Source organism: Planococcus maritimus (assembly GCF_001592825.1).
Lineage (GTDB): Bacteria > Bacillota > Bacilli > Bacillales_A > Planococcaceae > Planococcus > Planococcus maritimus_C.
This window is the reverse complement of sequence record NZ_LTZG01000001.1, coordinates 1,053,030-1,071,786: the sequence shown is the minus strand read 5'-3', so window position 1 is coordinate 1,071,786 and position 18,757 is coordinate 1,053,030. Positions and strand designations below refer to the sequence as shown.

Sequence of the window (18,757 nt, the reverse complement as noted above, 5' to 3'; positions counted from 1 at the left end):
TGAAGCAAAGGGGCGGAAAAAACATGAAAAAAAATAAGGATTATAGTAAACGCAGGCGCATCGTTATGAGAGTTTTGGGTGTACTTGCTGCAATGTATATCATAGTCATAATTTGGCATACGTTTAAACCTTTGCCGGAAGGCGTTTCATTTGCTGGCGACCTGCATGGTGTCGAACAGGTGGAAATGATTTACGACCTCAGCTATGCGCAAGACAAAGAAGGAACCGGATTGGAAAGCGAACTGCGAATTTTTGATGAAATTTACGAACTGATTGATGAAGCGGAAGAATTTCTCGTGCTCGATTTGTTTCTATTCGACAATTACAACGATACCGATACGGCTTATCCAGCCATCGCTGAGCGCCTAGCCGATCACATTGTTGAGAAAAAGCAGGAAAACCCTGATTTTCCGATCTATTTCATCACCGACCCGCTGAACCTTGGCTACGGATCCTACGAAAGCTTGCTGTTGGAAACCTTGGAGGCGGAAGGGGTGGAAGTGATCATCACCGACCTCGACAAATTGCGCGATTCCATGCCTCTATATTCAGGACTCTACCGAGTAATCTTTCAATGGTTCGATAACGATGGAGAAGGCTGGATAGCCAATGCGATGTCGAGCGACGCGCCCGATATGACTCTGTCATCATACATGCAATTAATGAACATCAAAGCAAACCACCGGAAGACGGTCGTTTCAGAACAGGAAGCAATCGTCAGTTCAGCCAATCCACACGATGCGAGCGGTTTGCACGACAATATGGCATTTCGCGTTAGTGGGCCCGTGCTTGATGATATTCTAGAAGCCGAAGAAGCGGTCTCAAAATTGTCCGGAGGCCCTGATTTTCCAAGAGCAGAAATGCCCGAACAAACAGGCGATTATGAAGTGCAATACTTAACTGAGCGGCAAATATTGGAAGAGTTGCTGAAGCACTTGGACAGCGCCGAAAAAGGCGATAGCATTCAAATGGCCATGTTCTACTTATCCGAGACAAGTGTAGTCAAGAGCTTGGAAGAGGCGTCGAACCGCGGTGTCGAAGTGCAGCTCGTACTCGATCCAAATGAAAATGCATTCGGCAATGAGAAAACCGGTTTGCCGAACCGCCCGGCGGTGAATGGCATGGTCGATGCAGCCAGCGATTCCTTGGAAGTCCGTTGGTACAATCCGGTAGTCGGGCAATTCCACACGAAGACCATCATGATTCAAAGCGGCGAAGAAACAATTATTATGGGAGGGTCCGCAAATATGACCGAGCGGACGCTAATGGATTATAACCTCGAGTCAGATATCCTGATTAAAGCACCGACCGACAGCGATTTGGTCGGCGAGCTGGATACGTATTTCGATCGGCTATGGAACAACGAAGACGCTTTGTACACACTCGACCTAGAAGAATACCAAGACGGGTTCAACTTCTGGCAGCGCGGCATCTACAACTTCCAAAAACTCTTCAAGCTGACGACTTATTGAAAGTAAGTAAAAGATATGAGAAACATAGTAAGTATAAATAGCTTGCCTTGCGCTATTCGATTGCGTTACAGGAGGACGCTTGCGGCTCGCAGGAGGTGAGTCATGCAGCTGATGCGGCAGGACGTCGCGCTTTCAGCTGCCCGGAGCTGGGGTGGGTGCCTAGCCAATGTGTCAAATTTCTCTGTGTTCGAGCATCGCTTGATACGCGTTGCTCCCACATCTGCTCAACCCTCACTATGTTCGGGCATCGCACGAAAACATCTGCTGCGCAAATGCGTCGCAAATGAATGGACCCAGCTTCCCCTCGCCATCTATTAACCCCTTCCACTCCGTCTCTATTTTTCGAATAGAAGAAATTCTCTTCTATCTACTCAATAGAAAATGAGTAACTGCGTCACCTTTTGTAGCTCATATCGTTTACATCAAAGGGATTGAGGTTTTCAGCCCCAAACGTCTAACAAGATACTTGGTTCAAGCACCACATGACCAGATACTGCATCCCGGGAAGCGATTCCCCAACTAGCCGGCAACGTGTAAAGAAGCCGATCTAGTTAAACGAACTGCAAACAATGGAGTCACTCAGCCGCCAAGCGCCAAGGGTGAGCCGACGCAATAAGACAAGTGCTTTTCCTGGCTTATTGCAAAAGGCCAACCCAAAGCCAGGCGGCGACTATCCACACGAAGCGCCAATCGAGCACAAAACCGATGCCGCAATCAAAGCCTAACTATCCTAATTAAAACTAGACCCGGGAAGCGATTCCCCCACTAGGCGGCAACGTGTAAAGAAGCCGATCTACTTAAACAATTTTCGTACAATGGAATCACTCAGCCGCCAAGCGCCAAGGGTGAGCCGACGCAATAAGACAGGTGCTTTTCCTGGCTTATTGCAAAAGGCCAACCCAAAGCCAGGCGGCGACTACCCACACAAAACACCAATCGAACACAAAATCGGTTCCGCAATCAAAGCCTAACTATCCTAATTAAAACTAGACCCGGGAAGCGATTCCCCCACTAGGCGGCAACGTGTAAAGAAGCGGATCTACTTAAACAATTTGCGTACAATGAAATCACTCAGCCGCCAAGCGTCAAGGGTGAGCCGACGCAATAAGACAGGTGCTTTTCCTGGCTTATTGCAAAAGGCCAACCCCAAGCCAGGCGGCGACTACTAGTAAATCGCATTAATAGAATGTGGGAACGATTCCACAATCAAACTTTCGCTCTCTTTATCTACTGCTCAATCGCATAGAGTTTTCCAGAAACCTGCTCGTATCTAATAAAAACCCGCTGTACACGTAAAACGTCGTGTACAGCGGGTTTTTAACTTATGCTTCTGTTTGCTTTCCAGCTTCGATCCAGTCTTCAACATTCCACACTTTCGTCGCCAAGCCGTCGTAAAAATCCGGTTCGTGGCTGACGAGCACGATCGTGCCTTTATAAGCTTGCATCGCACGTTTGAGTTCGGCTTTCGCATCGATATCCAAGTGATTCGTCGGTTCATCGAAGATCAGCCAGTTGCTTTCTTCAAGCATCAATTTACACAAGCGCACTTTCGCTTGTTCGCCACCGCTCAATTGGTTCATCGGGCGGCCGATGTGTTCGCTCTTCAAGCCGGTGCGGGCAAGAGCACCGCGCACTTGTCCCTGATCCATCGAAGGATACGCATCCCAGATTTCATCGATCGGCCGGTGGGTAGGCGCTTTGACTTCCTGTTCGAAATAGCTAGGCGTCAAGTATTCCCCGCGGATGACGTCGCCATCAAGCGGCTTGATCTTGCCAAGCATCGTCTTCAACAAAGTCGATTTCCCGACTCCGTTCATGCCGACAAGCGCAATTTTTTCCCCGCGTTCAATCATGAACGATAACGGCGGCAATAGCGGCTTGTCGTAACCGATGCGGAGCGCTTCCGCTTCAACAACGTAGCGGCTTGGGCTGCGCGTTTCCTTGAAAGCGAACTGCGGCTTAGCTGCCATTTCCGGTTTTTCAATGCGGTCCATGCGGTCCAATTGCTTCTGACGGGATTTCGCGCGTCCAGTCGTCGACGCACGGGCTTTGTTTTTCGCGATGAAGGTCTCGGTTTTCTTAATCATGTCCTCTTGTTTTTCATAAGCTTCAAGATGCTGTTTTTTCGCCAGTTCCGCAAGCTCGATGAATTTCTCATAAGAAGCGGTGTAACGGTTCAGTCGGGAGAATTCCAGGTGGAAAATAACGCCGGTTACTGAACTCATGAATTCCGTATCATGCGAGATCAAAAGGAACGCATGCGGATAGTTTTTCAAGTAATTGACGAGCCATTGGATATGCTCTTCGTCCAAATAGTTGGTCGGCTCATCCAGCAACAGCACTTTCGGTTTTTCCAGCAATAGTTTGGCCAAAAGAAGTTTGGTCCGCTGGCCGCCGGAAAGAGATTCTACATTCCGTTCAAGACCGATAGCGTCAAGCCCAAGCCCACGTGCGATTTCGTCCACTTTGACATCCAAGGTATAAAAATCGCCGGCATCGAGTGCATCTTGTACTTCAGCCATTTGTTCGAGCAATGTTTCGAGTTGCTCAGGATCGGCTTCGCCCATTTGCATGGCGATGTCATTCAATTCTTTTTCTTTTTCGTAAAGTGGCAAGAAGGCATCTTGCAAAGTTTGACGGATCGTACGGCCAGGCGCGAGTTGCGTGTGTTGGTCCAAATAGCCGTAATGGGTTTTCGGCTGCCATTCGACTTTGCCGCCATCGTGAATTTGCTTGCCGGTCAAAATATTCATCAGTGTCGATTTCCCGACGCCGTTTGCCCCGACGAGCCCGACATGTTCTCCTTCGACTAACCGAAACGAAATATCATTGAATAAAGTACGGTCACCGAATGTGTGGCTAAGGTTTTCTACTGTTAATAAACTCATTTATGTGTTCCTCCACTTTCCATAAAAAAAACCGCGGTTAAAGTTCCGCGAGTTTTTTGTTTAATTCCGCAAGACGCTGTTCCATTTTTTCAAGCCGTTCTTCGGCTTTGTCGACCATTTTTGTGTGGCCGGTCGTTTCCAGTTTTTCAATATCACCCTGTTGGCGTACATAATCGCTCTTCAATTCGGCGATTGCGTATTCAATTTCCTGCTTGTTCAACCAAATCACCCTAGTTTTTCTCTGTATTGTACCACAAATAGAGAAAATTTAAATCCATACGCTTGGCGCTTCTCGCTTTCATTGCGCACTACTACTCCTATATAATAACAAAAAACGAAAAAAGGAAGTGAGATGCCATCGACAGTTTATTGTTCGACCTTATGTTAATTATTTTCCTCGGCGTTCTGTCACAGTGGATCGCCTGGCGTCTCCGCCTTCCTGCGATTGTGTTGATGTCGATTGCCGGGTTATTGATAGGCCCGATATTTGCCGTGATTTCTCCGGAAGAAAGTTTTGGGGATTTGTTCCGGCCGCTTGTGTCACTTGCAGTTGCCATCATTTTGTTTGAAGGCAGCTTGAACTTAAACTTCAAAGAAATCCGAGGTTTCAGCAAGCCGGTGTGGCGAATTGTCACGTTCGGCGCTTTGCTTGCCTGGGCTGGCGGTACCTTGGCTTCGCATTATGTAGCTGGGCTGTCATGGGCCGTATCATTTGTCATTGGCGGTTTGTTTATCGTCACCGGTCCGACCGTGATCATGCCGCTGCTCCGGCAGGCTAAGTTAAAAGCCCGGCCAGCCGCATTATTGAAATGGGAAGGCATCATCGTCGACCCGTTCGGCGCATTGCTCGCGCTGTTCGCTTTTCAATTTATATTATTTGCAGAAGGGGAAGTGACTGCGGCCGCATTCGGATTGTTCTTCCTGGCAGCGCTTTTTGCGACCGTACTTGGCGCAGTCGCAGGATTTGGGATGGGTTGGATGTTCGAGCACGGTCAAATTCCTGAGTTTCTCAAATCTCCGATGGTGTTCGGCGTCGTGTTGTTGACCTTTGTCATCTCCGATATTGTTATGCACGAGACTGGCCTGCTTGCGGTGACGGCTATGGGGATGGTCATGGCCAATATGAACATCAGCTCCATCAACGACATGAGACACTTCAAAGAGACGATGTCGATCCTGCTGATTTCAAGTGTCTTCATGATGCTGACAGCTTCTCTCAGCATGGACGTGCTGTTTGAAATCTTCAATTGGTCCATTATTTTGTTCGTACTGGCGATGCTTTTCATTGTCAGGCCGCTATCCATCTGGCTATCGACAATCGGCACAGATTTGAGCTGGCGGGAAAGAGCCTTGATTGGTTGGATTGCCCCTCGCGGCATCGTCGCATTGACGGTTTCCGGCTACTTTGCCAACGTCTTATTGGACGCTGGATTTGAAGATGCAGATCTGTTGACGGCGTTGACCTTTGCGCTCGTGTTTTCCACGGTTGTGGCACATGGCTTTTCCATTACGTGGGTTGGCCGCAAACTTGGCCTTGCTTCTGCAGAAGATCCGGGCCTCATCATTGTCGGTGCCAGCCGATTCACAACGGCTTTAGCGAAAGTTCTTCACGATATGGATAAAAATGTCCTGCTTGTTGACGATTCTTGGGGGCGTCTGCAAAAAGCACGCCAAATCGGCATCAAAACCTATGTCGGGAATATTCTTTCCGAACATACAGAGTATGAAGTGGATTTGACACCGTATGAGAAGATGATCGTCGCCTCAGAAACGGACTCGTTCAATGCACTGGTCGTCAATAACTTTGTGCCTGAAATGGGGCGCATCAATTTGTACCAAACGGCTCTTCACGAAGGGGATCCGGCTGATTTCCATTCATCTTTGAGCGGGCGTATTCTGTTTACCGAAGACTGGAATATTCACTCACTCGATGATAAGGAAGAGCAAGGATATGCCATCCGTTCAACAAAATTGACAGAGCGTTTCACATACGAAGAGTTCAATCAAAGATGGTCTGCCAATACAATTCCTTTGTTCGTTGAAACAGCGCAAGGGAATATTGAATTCTTTACGTCCGATAAAGTCCTGGAGCCGAAACAAGGCGATACAATCATCAGTTTTACAGGTCCAGAACGTGATTCCGATCGAATCCAAGAGCGTTTAGAAAGTAAGCGAAACAAAAAGGATTCTCAGACTAAAGAATGAAATCTTTCATTATAAGCCCTATAGGTGCGCACGAGGAATCTGTCTTTGCTATGATTAACTTATCGTTGCAGTTATATACTGCACCAGTTACTCAATCGCAAAGAGCAGTCTCGATTTTAGTGCCTGCTTATACGGAGTCAAGGAGGATTCAGGAGAATGAAAATTTTATTAGTGGATGGAACAATTCTGGGCCGCAAAACAGGCGCTGTGTTGGAACAGGTCAAAGTCTATCTGGAACAAATAGATCCAGCGATGGAATTGAGCATTTTGAGCATGAGCGAGTATGAACATCAATTCGTTGATGGGCGTCCAAATGCCGAATACAATGACAGCATGCGCGAAATGGTCCGCCGTTTTGAAGAAGCAGATGGCTATATCATCGCTTCGCCGATTTTCCAAGGGTCAATTCCTGGCGTCTTGAAAAACGCCTTCGATATGCTTCACCCGCGGACGATGCGCTACAAGCCCGTATCGATCGTTGCAAACGGCGGTACGTATCAGCATCATCTAGTTATTGAAAATCAGCTGAAACCGATTCTTGATTATTTCCGCTGCCTGGTGACGCCGAATTACGTTTACACGCATACAAGCCATTTCGATGATACAAATGCCATCATCAATGACGATGTTCATGACCGCCTGCGTGAACTTGCACGCGTGTTCAACCAATACGCTAAAATGAGCACTCATTTATCGAAAGAAACAATCGATATCGATGACCATTGAAAAAACCTCCCTCAGGTAGTGCACCCCAAAAGTTAGAGTTCAACTCTAACTTTTGGGGTGTTTTTATATGGCCCAAAAAAGAAGCTTGTTTACAATCACGAGCCAGCATCTCCCTCTGCACAAGAAGGGAGAGAAGATGCTATACTAGACGCTGTAGAAAAGGGGTTTTAGCTTATGAAATCAGTAGTTCTTGCAGAAAAGCCATCCGTTGCGCGCGACATTGCGCGAGTGCTCGGATGCTCTCAAAAAGGGAATGGCTTTTTAGAAGGCAAACAATATATCGTCACTTGGGCACTTGGCCATTTGGTGACGCATGCACAGCCGGAACAATACAATAACGATTTGAAAGAATGGAAGATGGAAAGCTTGCCAATTCTTCCCGAGCCATTCAAATTGGTGCCGATCAAACAGACGATGAAGCAATACAACGCGGTCAAAGCGCAGCTAAACCGCGGAGATGTAAAAGAAGTCATCATCGCGACGGATGCAGGGCGGGAAGGCGAGCTGGTGGCACGCTGGATTTTGGAACAAGCCAAAGTCAACAAGCCGGTGAAACGCTTATGGATCTCTTCCGTTACTGATAAGGCAATCAAGGACGGCTTCCAAAATTTAAAAGACGGCAAAGCGTATGAAAGCTTATTCCAGGCGGCGGTCGCCCGCGCAGAAGCTGACTGGGTCGTCGGGATTAACGCCACGCGTGCCTTGACAGTGAAGCACAATGCCCAATTATCGACGGGGCGCGTCCAGACACCCACTTTAGCAATGATTGCACAGCGCGAACAAGACATCCGCAATTTTCAGCCGAAGCCTTATTATGGCCTTCAGGCGATCAGCGATAAGGCGTCATTTATCTGGACAGATGGCCAAACAACTCAAAGCTTCGATAAAGACAAAATCGACCGTTTATTCGCCAAGCTCGACGCGGCACATCAAGGCAAGGTAACGGACGTGAAGATCGCGCCGAAAAAACAACCGGCGCCGCCATTATTTGATTTGACGGAATTGCAAAAAGAAGCGTATAAGCGCTATAGCTGGTCTGCGAAAGAAACGCTCAACACTTTGCAGAACCTGTACGAGCGCTACAAGATCGTCACGTATCCGCGTACGGACTCGAAGCATTTGACCAGTGATATGAAAGGAACCTTGAAAGAGCACATCAAAGCGGTGCAAGTTGGCGAGTACCGTTCGCTTGCGAATTCAGCATTGAAAAGTGCAGGCGTTCCGCAAAAAGGCGTCATCGATGATGCGAAAGTATCGGATCACCACGCCATCATCCCGACAGAAGAAACACCGATGCTCCATGAGCTCAGCGACAAGGAATACAAACTGTATGATATGATTGTCCGCCGCTTTCTGGCAGTTTTCCTGCCGCAGCATGAGTACGACCGGACGACGGTGACGCTCGACGTTTCCGGTGAAACCTTCCAGGCGAAAGGCAATACGATTCGCAACGAAGGCTGGAAGCGTGTCTACAAAGACGCCGATGAGGAAGGCGAATCGACACTCGCGCCCTTCGAGCAAGGACAGTCTGTGGAATTGAAAGGCATCACGCTGACAGAAGGCAAAACGAAGCCACCGGCGTTTTTCAATGAAGGAACCTTACTCGGAGCAATGGAAAATCCAGCTCAGTTCATGGCGGGCGAATCAAAAGCACTCATCCAGACACTTGGGGAAACTGGCGGTCTTGGTACCGTTGCCACGCGTGCGGACATTATCGATAAATTGTTCAATAGCTTCCTGATCGAGAAAAAAGGCAAGGATTTGACGATTACGTCGAAAGGGCGTCAACTATTGGAGCTCGTTCCTGAAGATTTGAAATCACCGAAATTAACGGCGGACTGGGAAACGCAATTGACGAAAATCGCCAAAGGCCAGCTGAAAAAAGAACAATTCATGAAAGAAATGGTCGCGTTCTCGAAAAAGTCTGTAGCTGAGATCAAGTCAAGCGACAAGAAATTCAAGCACGATAACATCACCGGCAAAATGTGCCCGGACTGCGGCAAACCCTTGCTTGAAGTAAACGGCAAACGCGGCAAGATGCACGTGTGCCAGGACCGCGAATGTGGCTTCAAGAAAAACGTCTCAATGCAGACCAATGCCCGCTGTCCGAACTGCCACAAACGCATGGACATGGTCGGTGATGGAGACAATAAAATGTTCGTCTGCAAATGCGGACACCGTGAAAAACTATCGGCGTTTGAAAAACGCAAAAAAGCAGGGCAATCGAAGGCGAATAAGAAAGACGTCAATAAGTACTTGAAGAAACAAGATGAGCCGCCGCAAAATACTGCGATGGCGGATGCTTTGAAGAAAATGCTCGAGCAAAACGACTGAATAGGAGGGGGCAAGGTGGCGAAAAAAGCAGCAAAGACCAATGCCGCACGCCTGTTGGACCGCGAAAAAATCGATTATGAGTCGCTCCAGTACAGCACCGATGACGGAAAAATCGACGGGGTATCGGTAGCGGCGAAAATCGGTGCGCCTGTTGAAGCGGTGTATAAGACACTGGTCGCCGCAGGCTCTTCTAAAAATCATTACGTGTTTCTCGTTCCGGTTGCCGACGAGTTGGATTTAAAGCTAGCTGCGAAAGCCTGTGGGGAAAAGAAAGTCGACATGGTTCCGGTCAAAGAAATTTTGCCGCTGACGGGATACGTACGTGGTGGCTGCTCTCCGTTCGGCATGAAAAAGCCGTTTCGGACATTCGTCGCCAATCAAGCCTCAGAATTGGATGAAATAATTGTTTCTGCTGGGAAAATCGGTGCGCAGTTGAAGATGGCACCGGAAGATTTACTGAAGGCAACAAAAGGGGAGCACGCGGAATTGACAGCAAAGTCATAAGTGTCTCCGCCACTTTTAGAGCGTGAAAGGTTCACAAGAAAGAAGGAAAGAGAATGAAAGTTTCTATGTATTACCGGTGGCTGTTTTTCCTGTTTGGCATGATGTTGCTTGGACTGGGCATTTCAATGACCATCAAAGGCGACCGTCTAGGAATCGGGCCTTGGGATGTTCTGCATGTCGGCTTATACGAAAATTTCGGCCTGACGATCGGTTCGTGGTCGATCATTGCTGGATTTACACTGATCAGCACCACTTCACTTGTCAGGCGGAAATGGCCCCAGTTTGGAACCTGGCTAAATATGCTATTAATCGGATTGTTCATTGATTTATTCAATTATCTCATTCCTGATATTCATTCCCTGGCCGGCCAAATATTGATTTTCACAGCTGGCATCATTGTCATGGGCTATGGCGTTGGCGTGTATGTGGCGCCGAAAATGGGAGCTGGCCCACGGGATGATTTGATGCTGATTTTAGTTCAGCAAACAGGGTTTAGCGTCAGCACGATTCGGACCTCTATTGAAGTGGCGGTGGCGTTGATCGGCTGGATGCTCGGGGGACCGGTCGGCATTGGAACAATCGTTATAGCCTTATTGGTCGGCCGGGTGGTCCAAGTATCGCTCGTCCAAAGCGAATCCTTATTAAAACGGCTTATTTTAAAGCATCAAGCGGAATTGCCGCCTATTTTAAAAGTATGAGAATCTGCGATCCGGCGTATGCCGGGTCTTTTTTTATGAAAATGGCCAGCCGCCTTAACTTGAACTAGGCAACTGCATATGTTATAAATAAAACCAAGTAAGACTATTGGTTTTGTGTATAATAACATTTGAGAGAGTGGGAGTGTAATTATGGGAAGAGAATTTGTCGAGATCTTTGATGAGTGGGTGCATACTTATGATGCCTCAGTCGGTGGAGAAGATCCGGAATATGCAGCAGTTTTTGAAAACTACAAGGATATTCTGGAGGCAGTCGCGAAGAAAGCGGTAAGCCCTGTAGTCGAATTCGGAACAGGGACAGGCAATCTCACAGCTGCTCTCTTAAGTAGAGGATTTCACGTGACCGGCATTGAGCCTAATGCTGCGATGCGCCAAGCTACCGAAAGCAAATTCCCGCAAATGACGCTGCTAGATGGGGACTTCTTGGAATTCGACCTCCCAGAAGCAGTCGGCAGTTTTGTCAGCAGCTATGCTTTCCACCACTTAACAGATAAAGAGAAAGAGCAGGCAATCAAGCTTTACGCTTCGCTCTTGCCGAGCGGCGGGAAAGTGGTTTTCGCAGATACGGTTTTCGAATCGGAAGAAGCAAAACAAGGACGCATCGTGTACGAAGAAGGCGAGGGCCACAAAAATCTTGTGGAAGACTTAAAGCGTGAGTATTATACGACGCTGCCTGTACTAGAAGGATTGTTTCAACAAAACGGTTTTGATGTAAACTTCACACGCCTAAACGACTATGTGTTCTTGATGGACGCAACTAAACGATGAAAGGGAGATTATCATGAAAAAAATGAACGTAGAAAGCTTTAACTTGGACCATACAAAAGTAGCTGCACCTTACGTCCGTTTAGCCGGAGAAAAGACGGGCGCGAACGGTGACGTTATCAAGAAATACGATATCCGTTTCAAACAGCCGAACAAAGAACATATGGACATGCCAGGCCTTCACTCGCTCGAGCATATGATGGCCGAGCATAGCCGCAACCATTCAGATCAAATCATCGACATCGGGCCAATGGGCTGCCAAACTGGATTTTATATCTCCGTGATCAATCACGATAGCTATGATGATATTTTAAGAATTTTAGAAGCCACTTTAAAAGATGTCATTGCAGCGGACGAAGTGCCAGCTTGCAACGAAGTGCAATGCGGTTGGGCAGCGAGCCATAGCCTCGAAGGCGCACACGAAATCGCCAAAGAAATGCTTTCGAAAAAAGACGAATGGCGCCAAATCTTCAAAGAAGAAACGGCATAAGGAGACTCAGCATGGATTACGCAACAGAGATTCAGCAATTGATCGGCCGCACACCGGTCCTGGAATTGACGCATAGTACGATTCCGAATAATTGCCGCATATTTGCCAAGCTAGAGTTTTTCAATCCCGGCGGCAGTGTCAAAGACCGCCTCGGGGTGGCATTGATCGCTGATGCAGAAAAACGCGGCGAGCTTAAGCCAGGCGGAACGATTGTCGAGCCGACTGCCGGCAACACGGGCATTGGGCTAGCGATTGCCGCTATTGGAAAAGGCTATCAATTGAAACTGGTCGTTCCTCAAAAATTCAGTATGGAAAAACAAACACTTATGCGCGCTTTAGGTGCCGAAGTGATCAATACGCCAACTGCTGATGGCATCAAAGGCGCCATCAAAAAGGCGGAGGAAATCGCTCGGCAAGAAGATGCGTTCATGCCTGCGCAATTTTCCAATGCTGCAAACCCGGAAACGTATATCCAGACGCTTGGGCCAGAACTATGGGACCAACTGGACGGAGCCATCGATGTCTTTGTTGCTGGAGCAGGATCCGGGGGCACGTTCATGGGAACATCACAGTTTCTAAAAGCGCAGAATCAGGCGATCAAAACCGTTATCGTGGAACCGGAAGGATCTATTTTAAACGGTGGAGAATCCGGGCCGCATAAAACGGAAGGCATTGGCATGGAATTGCTTCCTCCATTTATGGACACGCAGTATTTTGATGCCATCCACACCATCACGGATCGAGAAGCGTTCGATGCTGTGCGTCAGCTTGCGCAGAACGAGGGTCTGCTCGTCGGCAGTTCTTCTGGTGCCGCATTTGCGGCCGCATTGCGTGAAGCGCAATCAGCGAAGCCGGGCAGTCACATCGTTACCGTGTTCGCCGATTCAAGTGAACGCTATTTGAGCCAGGATATTTATGGAGCTTTTTTAGAGGAGGAACAACAATGAAACCAAAGACTAGATTGATTCACGGCGGTATTTTCGGAGACGAGGCGACCGGCGCTGTCTCGACACCGATATACCAAGTAAGTACGTACAAGCAGGAAGCGGTAGGCAAGTTTAAGGGGTATGAATATTCACGAACCGGCAATCCGACGCGCCACGCGCTCGAAGAATTGATTGCCGATGTAGAATACGGACATGCCGGATTTGCCTTCGGTTCTGGGATGGCGGCTATTTCTTCTGTCATGATGCTGTTTTCAGCAGGCGACCACGTCATTTTAACAGACGATGTATATGGCGGAACTTACCGCGTCATCAACAAAGTACTGAACCGCTTCGGACTCGAATTCACCTTTGTCGACACGGGTGATTTGGAGCAAGTAAAAGCGGCGGTCCAGGAAAACACAAAAGCGATCTTTATCGAAACACCAACCAACCCACTCTTGAAAGTAACGGACATTGAAACAGTGGCGACTTTTGCGAAAGGGAATGGACTGTTGACGATTGTCGACAACACGTTCATGACGCCGTATTTCCAAAATCCGATTGCTCTTGGTGCGGATATCGTCTTGCATAGCGCAACGAAATACATCGGCGGCCATAGCGACGTTGTGGCAGGACTTGTTGTCGTGAACACGGCGCAGTTAGCCGAAGAATTGCATTTCGTTCAAAATTCAGTGGGCGCGATCCTCGGGCCGCAAGATTCTTGGCTATTGATGCGCGGTCTGAAAACGCTCGGGATCCGTATGGAAGAAACCAATACCAATGCCCAGCAAATCGCTGAATTCCTGGACGGGCATGAGGCAGTTGAAGCAGTCATTTATCCTGGGCTCGACAGCCATACGGGTAAAGCCCTGATGGAAAAACAAGCGCGCGGTTTTGGCGGAATGATCTCCTTTGATGTTGGCAGTAAGGAAAAAGCGGATGAACTGCTTGCCAAGCTGAAGTATTTCACTTTAGCTGAAAGCTTAGGGGCAGTGGAAAGTTTGATCTCGGTGCCCGCACAAATGACGCATGCCTCGATTCCGGCAGAACGTCGTGCAGAACTGGGTATTACAGATGGCTTAGTGCGCATTTCGGTTGGCATTGAAGATGTAGAAGATTTGATTGAAGATTTACAGCAAGCTTTGGCATAAAAGTTTCGAAAGCGGGCCTCGTCCCGCTTTTTTTTGATGCCATTTTTTTCAACTCTATTCTCTCTGTAAAAAATACGAAGCAAATACTTGAATATGTAGTACAGTGGGTGTACTATATAAAAAGGAATTAAGTACAGGGGGTATACTAATGTCTCGAGAATTATTCACAGCCTACTCGAAATTCAGCGAAGCGATTTTGGAGGTGAATGCCTATGTAGCGGATGTATTTGCCAATCACGAAAAATTGAAAGCTTATTCTCCGCAACAATTACAGACCTTGCGGATCATCAAAAAAAATCCGTCCATTTCCCAAAGTGAAATAGCGGATATTCAAGGAGTCTTTAAGACAGCGATTTCTAATCGTATTAAAAAGTTGGAGCAAGATGGCTTAATTGCCATATTAACGAATCAGGATTTGCGCAAAAAAGCCATTTCAATTACTCAAAAAGGAACTGAACTATTGGAGGTAAGTGAGACAGTCATTTTTGAAAATCTAAACGATTTGCTGGCTGAACGCTTTACGGGTGACGAAATCATAAAATTCACGAGCCAATTGGATGAAATCGTTCATTGCTTGAAAATGGAAAAGGACGGCGACAACAAATGATTCATGAATTGAAAACAATTTTCTCGAAAAAAATGCTCATTATCTCGCTAATCGCGGTCATGTTTTTACCGGTGATTTACAGCGCTTCGTTTTTGACATCGATGTGGGATCCGTATGGAAAAACAGAAGACCTTCCGATTGCGGTCGTCAATGAAGACCAAACAGCTGAACTTGATGGGGAGAGCATACAAATCGGTGAGGAAATCGTGGAAGAGCTAAAAGATAACGACGATTTTGAATGGCATTTCGTCGGAAGCGATGAAGCGCACGCAGGCGTAGTGAAAGGGGATTATTATGCTTCGATCACCTTGCCTAAAAATTTCTCAGCAAATGCGTCTTCCTTGTTAACGGAAGAACCCGCCGAAATGACTTTGGATGTCGAAACCAATCCAGGCTATAGCTATTCCGGGAAGTCGATTGCCGACCAAAGCATTTTGGCTGTAGAGACAGCAGTAGCATCCGAAGTCCGCGAATTGTATACCGAAAAAGTATTCGAAACAGTAAACGAGCTGAACGCTGGGTATCAAGAAGCTTCGTCGGGTGCTGATGAGTTGGCGGACGGATCCGACCAATTGGCAGACTCCACGGGACAAATTGGAGATGGGATGAAGGCCCTTGCCGGCCAGGCACCTTCACCGCTTGCGACAGAACTCGCTAAACTGATAGAAGGCAATAAGCAGATAAGCGAAGGCATCGACGAATTGGGCAGTGGCTCGACGAATTTGAGCGAAGAGCTGTCTGCAGCTTCGGAAGAAGTTTCCGCTTATGCTTTTGAAACAGAAAATGCCAAGCTGATTAGCGAGCCTGTCAAAGTCAATAAAGGAACAGTTACGGAAGTCGAAAACTATGGACAGAGCTTTGCGCCTTATATTATTGCGCTCAGTTTGTTTGTCGGAGCGATCGCTTTTTCCACGATTTATCCTTTCCGGACGCGTGACCGGGAGTCGACCACGCTGCTGAGATGGTGGGGCAGCAAGCTGTCGGTCATTTTGGCGCAAGGAACATTTCAGGCGGCTTTATTGGCCGTGTTTATTTTGAAGGTGTTGGATATCCCTGTCGAAAACATAAGCTCTTTCTTGCTGATCCTCTTTGTGATCTCCAACACTTGGATCTTCATCTTGTCCTTTTTGGTCGCCGCTTTCGATAAAGTTGGAAACTTCCTGGGGATTTTACTATTGGTCTTGCAACTCGGTGCCAGTGAAGGAACGTTTCCCATCCAATTGACGAATGGCTTTTTCCAAGCCGTCCACCCGTATTCCCCGATGACTTATGCAATCAAAGCGTTGAGGGAATCCATTTTTGGTTTTGAAGGAAACGTCCCGTTCGACCAGGCCCTATGGATTTTGGTAGTTGTATTATTGGTCATGGTACTACTACTCGGGGCCGTCTATTATTTCCGGTTCCAGAAAGAACGAAGAACAGTATCTGAAGCAGCGTAAAGAAGAGCGGCCGTCTATGGCCCGCTTTTTCTTTTGGAAAAAATGGCGGTGTGATAAGATGGAGTCAGAATTTGTTTTTGAAAGGAAGAGGACTGTGTCGAAAAAATTAGATGCGTTTTTGGAAGAAAACTTAACGGAATTGAAAGACCAAGGCCTATATAATGAAATCGATCCGGTAGAAGGCCCGAACGGCGCGATTATCAAAATCGGCGGCAAGGATTTGATTAACTTGTCATCGAATAACTACTTGGGACTCGCGACAGACGAAGGCTTGAAAAAAGTAGCAATCGAAGCAATCGAAAAATACGGAGTCGGGGCAGGTGCGGTCCGTACCATTAATGGAACACTCGACCTTCACGTGCAATTAGAAGAAAAATTGGCTGAGTTCAAAGGAACAGAAGCTGCAATTTCATTCCAATCTGGCTTCAATTGCAATATGGCGGCCATTTCTGCAGTTATGGACAAAAACGATGCGATTCTTTCGGATCAATTGAACCACGCTTCAATCATCGACGGCTGCCGCTTGTCAAAAGCGAAAATCATCGCGTTCAAACACTCTGATATGGAAGACCTTCGCCAAAAAGCGAAAGAAGCGACTGAATCTGGCCAATACAATAAAGTGATGGTCATTACAGACGGCGTCTTCTCTATGGATGGAGACATTGCGAAACTTCCAGAAATCGTGGAAATCGCAAAAGAATTCGACTTGATCACGTATGTCGATGACGCACACGGTTCAGGCGTCACAGGCAAAGGAAAAGGCACCGTGAAACATTTCGGCTTGGAAAAAGAAGTCGATATGCAGATGGGTACCCTTTCGAAAGCAGTCGGCGTTGTCGGCGGTTACGTAGCCGGCAAGAAGCAATTGATCGACTGGCTGCGCGTGCGCTCCCGCCCGTTCTTGTTCTCGACAGCGGTAACACCAGGAGACGTCGCGGCGACAACAGCTGCGGTTCAGAAGATCATCGATTCGACGGAACTGCACGACAAGCTATGGGACAATGGCGATTATTTGAAGAAAGGCTTGAAAGAGCTTGGCTTTGATATCGGCGATTCTGCTACGCCAATTACGCCATGCATCATCGGCGACGAAAAATTGACGCAGCAATTCTCGAAACGCTTGTTCGAAGAGGGCGTCTATGCGAAATCGATCGTCTTCCCGACAGTCCCACGCGGCACAGGCCGTGTCCGCAATATGCCAACAGCGGCACATACAAAAGAAATGCTCGACGAAGCGATCGAGATCTACGCAAAAGTCGGCAAAGAACTAAACGTCATCAACTAAGACCAAACCCGCACAGCTCATGGAGTTGTGCGGGTTTTTTCTTTGCGCTTATGGGTCGGAAATGGGAAGAGTGGAGATTGCGCTCCAAGGGGCATGCTTGGGGCTCGCAGGATGCGACAGGGCGTCGCCATTTCGAAGATAGATAATAATAGAGCCGTAAGTGGAAGAGATTACGCTGCAAGGGGCACGCTTGCCGAGGGGCGGGTGTTGAGCCAATGTGCCGCAAAGAACGCGGCACATTTGTCTCGCCAACCCGCTCGGTCCCTCAGGCGTCGGCCCCTTTCCGCTTCATCTCTAGTTTTAGAGATGAAATATATTTCTTCTTGTGCTGATAAAAAAGTGAGAAGCATTGATTAGCTTCAAACTTTCAAATTATATAGCAGGTAAACATCTTAAAAATACCAAGTCCAACTAGGCGTCTCCACCAACGGATGCACCCAATCAACAGCGACACTTTCTAGCACCTAATGTCCAATGAAATCTAACAGCCGAAACGCGCCCACGGGCGAGCCGGAGCAATAAGACAAGCGTTCTTCTTGGCTTATTGCGGGAGGCACGCCCAAAGCGGGAGGCGACTACTTCACGATGAACTGATTAATGGGCGATATCTCACTATCAAGTCTAACTAGGCGTTTCCATCAGCGGATGAAGTCAATCAAGGGTGATATTTACTTACACACAGCCTCCAATGAAATCTAACAGCCGAACCGCGCACAAGGGCGAGCCGAAGCCATAAGACAAGCGTTCTTCTTGGCTTATTACGGGAGGCCAGCCCAAAGTGGGAGGCGACTGCTTCACGATGCACTGATCAACAGGCGATTCATCTCACTATCAAGTCTAACTAGGCGTTTCCATCAGCGGATAAAGTCAATCAACGGCGATATTTATTCCCACACAACATCCAATGAAATCTAACAGCCGAAACGCGCCCACGGGCGAGCCGGAGCAATAAGACAAGCGTTCTTCTTGGCTTATTGCGGGAGGCCAGCCCAAAGCGGGAGGCGGCTGCTCCGTGATGAAAAGATCGACAAACCATTCTTCTCACTCACAAGTCTAAATAAGTATCATCCACCAGCGGATGAACATATGAAAAAGAGGTACTTCATCACACCAGAAATCCAATGAAATCTAATAGCCGAACCGCGCTTAAGGGCGAGCCGAAGCAATGAGACGAACGTACTTCTCGGCTTATTGCGGAAGGCCAGCCCAAAGCGGAAGGCGACTGCTTGAAGATGAAGCAGCCAATGAA

At 47.8% G+C, this 18,757-nt stretch carries 17 protein-coding genes; 15 read left to right on the top strand and 2 right to left on the bottom strand.

Going from position 1 to position 18,757, the window contains the following annotated elements; genetic code table 11:
* Positions 1 to 23: 23 nt before the first annotated feature.
* The 3 genes from AY633_RS05260 (at position 24) to AY633_RS16575 (ending at position 2,443) form a co-directional block, all read left to right on the top strand.
* Positions 24 to 1,472 (top strand): phospholipase D-like domain-containing protein, encoded by a 1,449-nt coding sequence (locus AY633_RS05260; protein WP_068487136.1) that lies wholly within the window; start codon positions 24 to 26, stop codon positions 1,470 to 1,472.
* 569 nt (positions 1,473 to 2,041) lie between these two features.
* Positions 2,042 to 2,197, top strand: coding sequence for a hypothetical protein (locus AY633_RS16580; protein WP_186008750.1), 156 nt, complete (start codon positions 2,042 to 2,044; stop codon positions 2,195 to 2,197).
* A gap of 90 nt (positions 2,198 to 2,287) precedes the next feature.
* Positions 2,288 to 2,443, top strand: a complete 156-nt coding sequence (locus AY633_RS16575; RefSeq protein WP_186008749.1) for a hypothetical protein — start codon at positions 2,288 to 2,290, stop codon at positions 2,441 to 2,443.
* Between the two features lie 351 nt (positions 2,444 to 2,794).
* Here the strand turns inward: AY633_RS16575 and AY633_RS05250 are convergent, their stop codons facing one another.
* On the bottom strand, positions 2,795 to 4,360 hold the full coding sequence (locus AY633_RS05250) for an ABC-F family ATP-binding cassette domain-containing protein (RefSeq protein ID WP_068487132.1): 1,566 nt from the start codon (positions 4,358 to 4,360) through the stop codon (positions 2,795 to 2,797).
* Positions 4,361 to 4,397: 37 nt separating this feature from the next.
* Positions 4,398 to 4,580 (bottom strand): SE1832 family protein, encoded by a 183-nt coding sequence (locus tag AY633_RS05245; RefSeq protein WP_068465777.1) that lies wholly within the window; start codon positions 4,578 to 4,580, stop codon positions 4,398 to 4,400.
* A gap of 161 nt (positions 4,581 to 4,741) precedes the next feature.
* Here AY633_RS05245 and AY633_RS05240 point away from each other — a divergent pair, with 161 nt between their 5' ends.
* The 12 genes from AY633_RS05240 to AY633_RS05185 all read left to right on the top strand — a co-directional run bounded on the left by AY633_RS05240 (position 4,742) and on the right by AY633_RS05185 (position 17,508).
* Positions 4,742 to 6,565, top strand: a complete 1,824-nt coding sequence (locus AY633_RS05240; protein ID WP_068487130.1) for a cation:proton antiporter — start codon at positions 4,742 to 4,744, stop codon at positions 6,563 to 6,565.
* Between the two features lie 156 nt (positions 6,566 to 6,721).
* The gene (locus tag AY633_RS05235) at positions 6,722 to 7,291 is read left to right on the top strand and encodes an NADPH-dependent FMN reductase (RefSeq protein ID WP_068487128.1); all 570 of its coding nucleotides are present in this window, start codon (positions 6,722 to 6,724) and stop codon (positions 7,289 to 7,291) included.
* 174 nt (positions 7,292 to 7,465) lie between these two features.
* Positions 7,466 to 9,625, top strand: a complete 2,160-nt coding sequence (locus AY633_RS05230; RefSeq protein ID WP_068487126.1) for a DNA topoisomerase III — start codon at positions 7,466 to 7,468, stop codon at positions 9,623 to 9,625.
* Between the two features lie 15 nt (positions 9,626 to 9,640).
* Positions 9,641 to 10,129 carry a Cys-tRNA(Pro) deacylase gene (gene ybaK / locus AY633_RS05225; protein ID WP_068487124.1) on the top strand — a complete coding sequence of 163 codons (489 nt, stop codon included), beginning with the start codon at positions 9,641 to 9,643 and terminating at the stop codon, positions 10,127 to 10,129.
* A gap of 53 nt (positions 10,130 to 10,182) precedes the next feature.
* On the top strand, positions 10,183 to 10,827 hold the full coding sequence (locus AY633_RS05220) for a YczE/YyaS/YitT family protein (RefSeq protein WP_068487122.1): 645 nt from the start codon (positions 10,183 to 10,185) through the stop codon (positions 10,825 to 10,827).
* Between the two features lie 150 nt (positions 10,828 to 10,977).
* Positions 10,978 to 11,613: a class I SAM-dependent methyltransferase gene (locus tag AY633_RS05215; protein WP_068487120.1), complete on the top strand. Its 636-nt coding sequence runs from the start codon at positions 10,978 to 10,980 to the stop codon at positions 11,611 to 11,613.
* A 13-nt stretch (positions 11,614 to 11,626) separates the two neighbouring features.
* A complete protein-coding gene (locus AY633_RS05210) occupies positions 11,627 to 12,100 on the top strand; it encodes an S-ribosylhomocysteine lyase (RefSeq protein WP_068487118.1) in 474 nt (157 codons plus the stop codon).
* A gap of 11 nt (positions 12,101 to 12,111) precedes the next feature.
* Positions 12,112 to 13,047 (top strand): PLP-dependent cysteine synthase family protein, encoded by a 936-nt coding sequence (locus tag AY633_RS05205; RefSeq protein WP_068487115.1) that lies wholly within the window; start codon positions 12,112 to 12,114, stop codon positions 13,045 to 13,047.
* Positions 13,044 to 14,177, top strand: a complete 1,134-nt coding sequence (locus tag AY633_RS05200) for a bifunctional cystathionine gamma-lyase/homocysteine desulfhydrase (protein ID WP_068487113.1) — start codon at positions 13,044 to 13,046, stop codon at positions 14,175 to 14,177. Before AY633_RS05205 ends, AY633_RS05200 begins: the two co-directional genes overlap by 4 nt.
* Positions 14,178 to 14,325: 148 nt before the next feature.
* Entirely contained in the window at positions 14,326 to 14,784 is a 459-nt protein-coding gene (locus AY633_RS05195; RefSeq protein WP_068487111.1) for a MarR family winged helix-turn-helix transcriptional regulator, read from the top strand.
* Positions 14,781 to 16,223, top strand: coding sequence for a YhgE/Pip family protein (locus AY633_RS05190; protein ID WP_068487109.1), 1,443 nt, complete (start codon positions 14,781 to 14,783; stop codon positions 16,221 to 16,223). Before AY633_RS05195 ends, AY633_RS05190 begins: the two co-directional genes overlap by 4 nt.
* A gap of 94 nt (positions 16,224 to 16,317) precedes the next feature.
* Complete coding sequence (locus AY633_RS05185) at positions 16,318 to 17,508, top strand: glycine C-acetyltransferase (RefSeq protein ID WP_068487107.1); 1,191 nt, start codon at positions 16,318 to 16,320, stop codon at positions 17,506 to 17,508.
* Positions 17,509 to 18,757: the final 1,249 nt, after the last annotated feature.

Bases quoted from the DNA above. Each gene is read 5' to 3' on its own strand.
- AY633_RS05260 (WP_068487136.1), top strand. From the start codon at position 24: ATGAAAAAAAATAAGGATTATAGTAAACGCAGGCGCATCGTTATGAGA.
- AY633_RS16580 (WP_186008750.1), top strand. From the start codon at position 2,042: ATGGAGTCACTCAGCCGCCAAGCGCCAAGGGTGAGCCGACGCAATAAG.
- AY633_RS16575 (WP_186008749.1), top strand. From the start codon at position 2,288: ATGGAATCACTCAGCCGCCAAGCGCCAAGGGTGAGCCGACGCAATAAG.
- AY633_RS05250 (WP_068487132.1), bottom strand. From the start codon at position 4,360: ATGAGTTTATTAACAGTAGAAAACCTTAGCCACACATTCGGTGACCGT.
- AY633_RS05240 (WP_068487130.1), top strand. From the start codon at position 4,742: ATGTTAATTATTTTCCTCGGCGTTCTGTCACAGTGGATCGCCTGGCGT.
- AY633_RS05235 (WP_068487128.1), top strand. From the start codon at position 6,722: ATGAAAATTTTATTAGTGGATGGAACAATTCTGGGCCGCAAAACAGGC.
- AY633_RS05230 (WP_068487126.1), top strand. From the start codon at position 7,466: ATGAAATCAGTAGTTCTTGCAGAAAAGCCATCCGTTGCGCGCGACATT.
- AY633_RS05220 (WP_068487122.1), top strand. From the start codon at position 10,183: ATGAAAGTTTCTATGTATTACCGGTGGCTGTTTTTCCTGTTTGGCATG.
- AY633_RS05215 (WP_068487120.1), top strand. From the start codon at position 10,978: ATGGGAAGAGAATTTGTCGAGATCTTTGATGAGTGGGTGCATACTTAT.
- AY633_RS05210 (WP_068487118.1), top strand. From the start codon at position 11,627: ATGAAAAAAATGAACGTAGAAAGCTTTAACTTGGACCATACAAAAGTA.
- AY633_RS05205 (WP_068487115.1), top strand. From the start codon at position 12,112: ATGGATTACGCAACAGAGATTCAGCAATTGATCGGCCGCACACCGGTC.
- AY633_RS05200 (WP_068487113.1), top strand. From the start codon at position 13,044: ATGAAACCAAAGACTAGATTGATTCACGGCGGTATTTTCGGAGACGAG.
- AY633_RS05195 (WP_068487111.1), top strand. From the start codon at position 14,326: ATGTCTCGAGAATTATTCACAGCCTACTCGAAATTCAGCGAAGCGATT.
- AY633_RS05190 (WP_068487109.1), top strand. From the start codon at position 14,781: ATGATTCATGAATTGAAAACAATTTTCTCGAAAAAAATGCTCATTATC.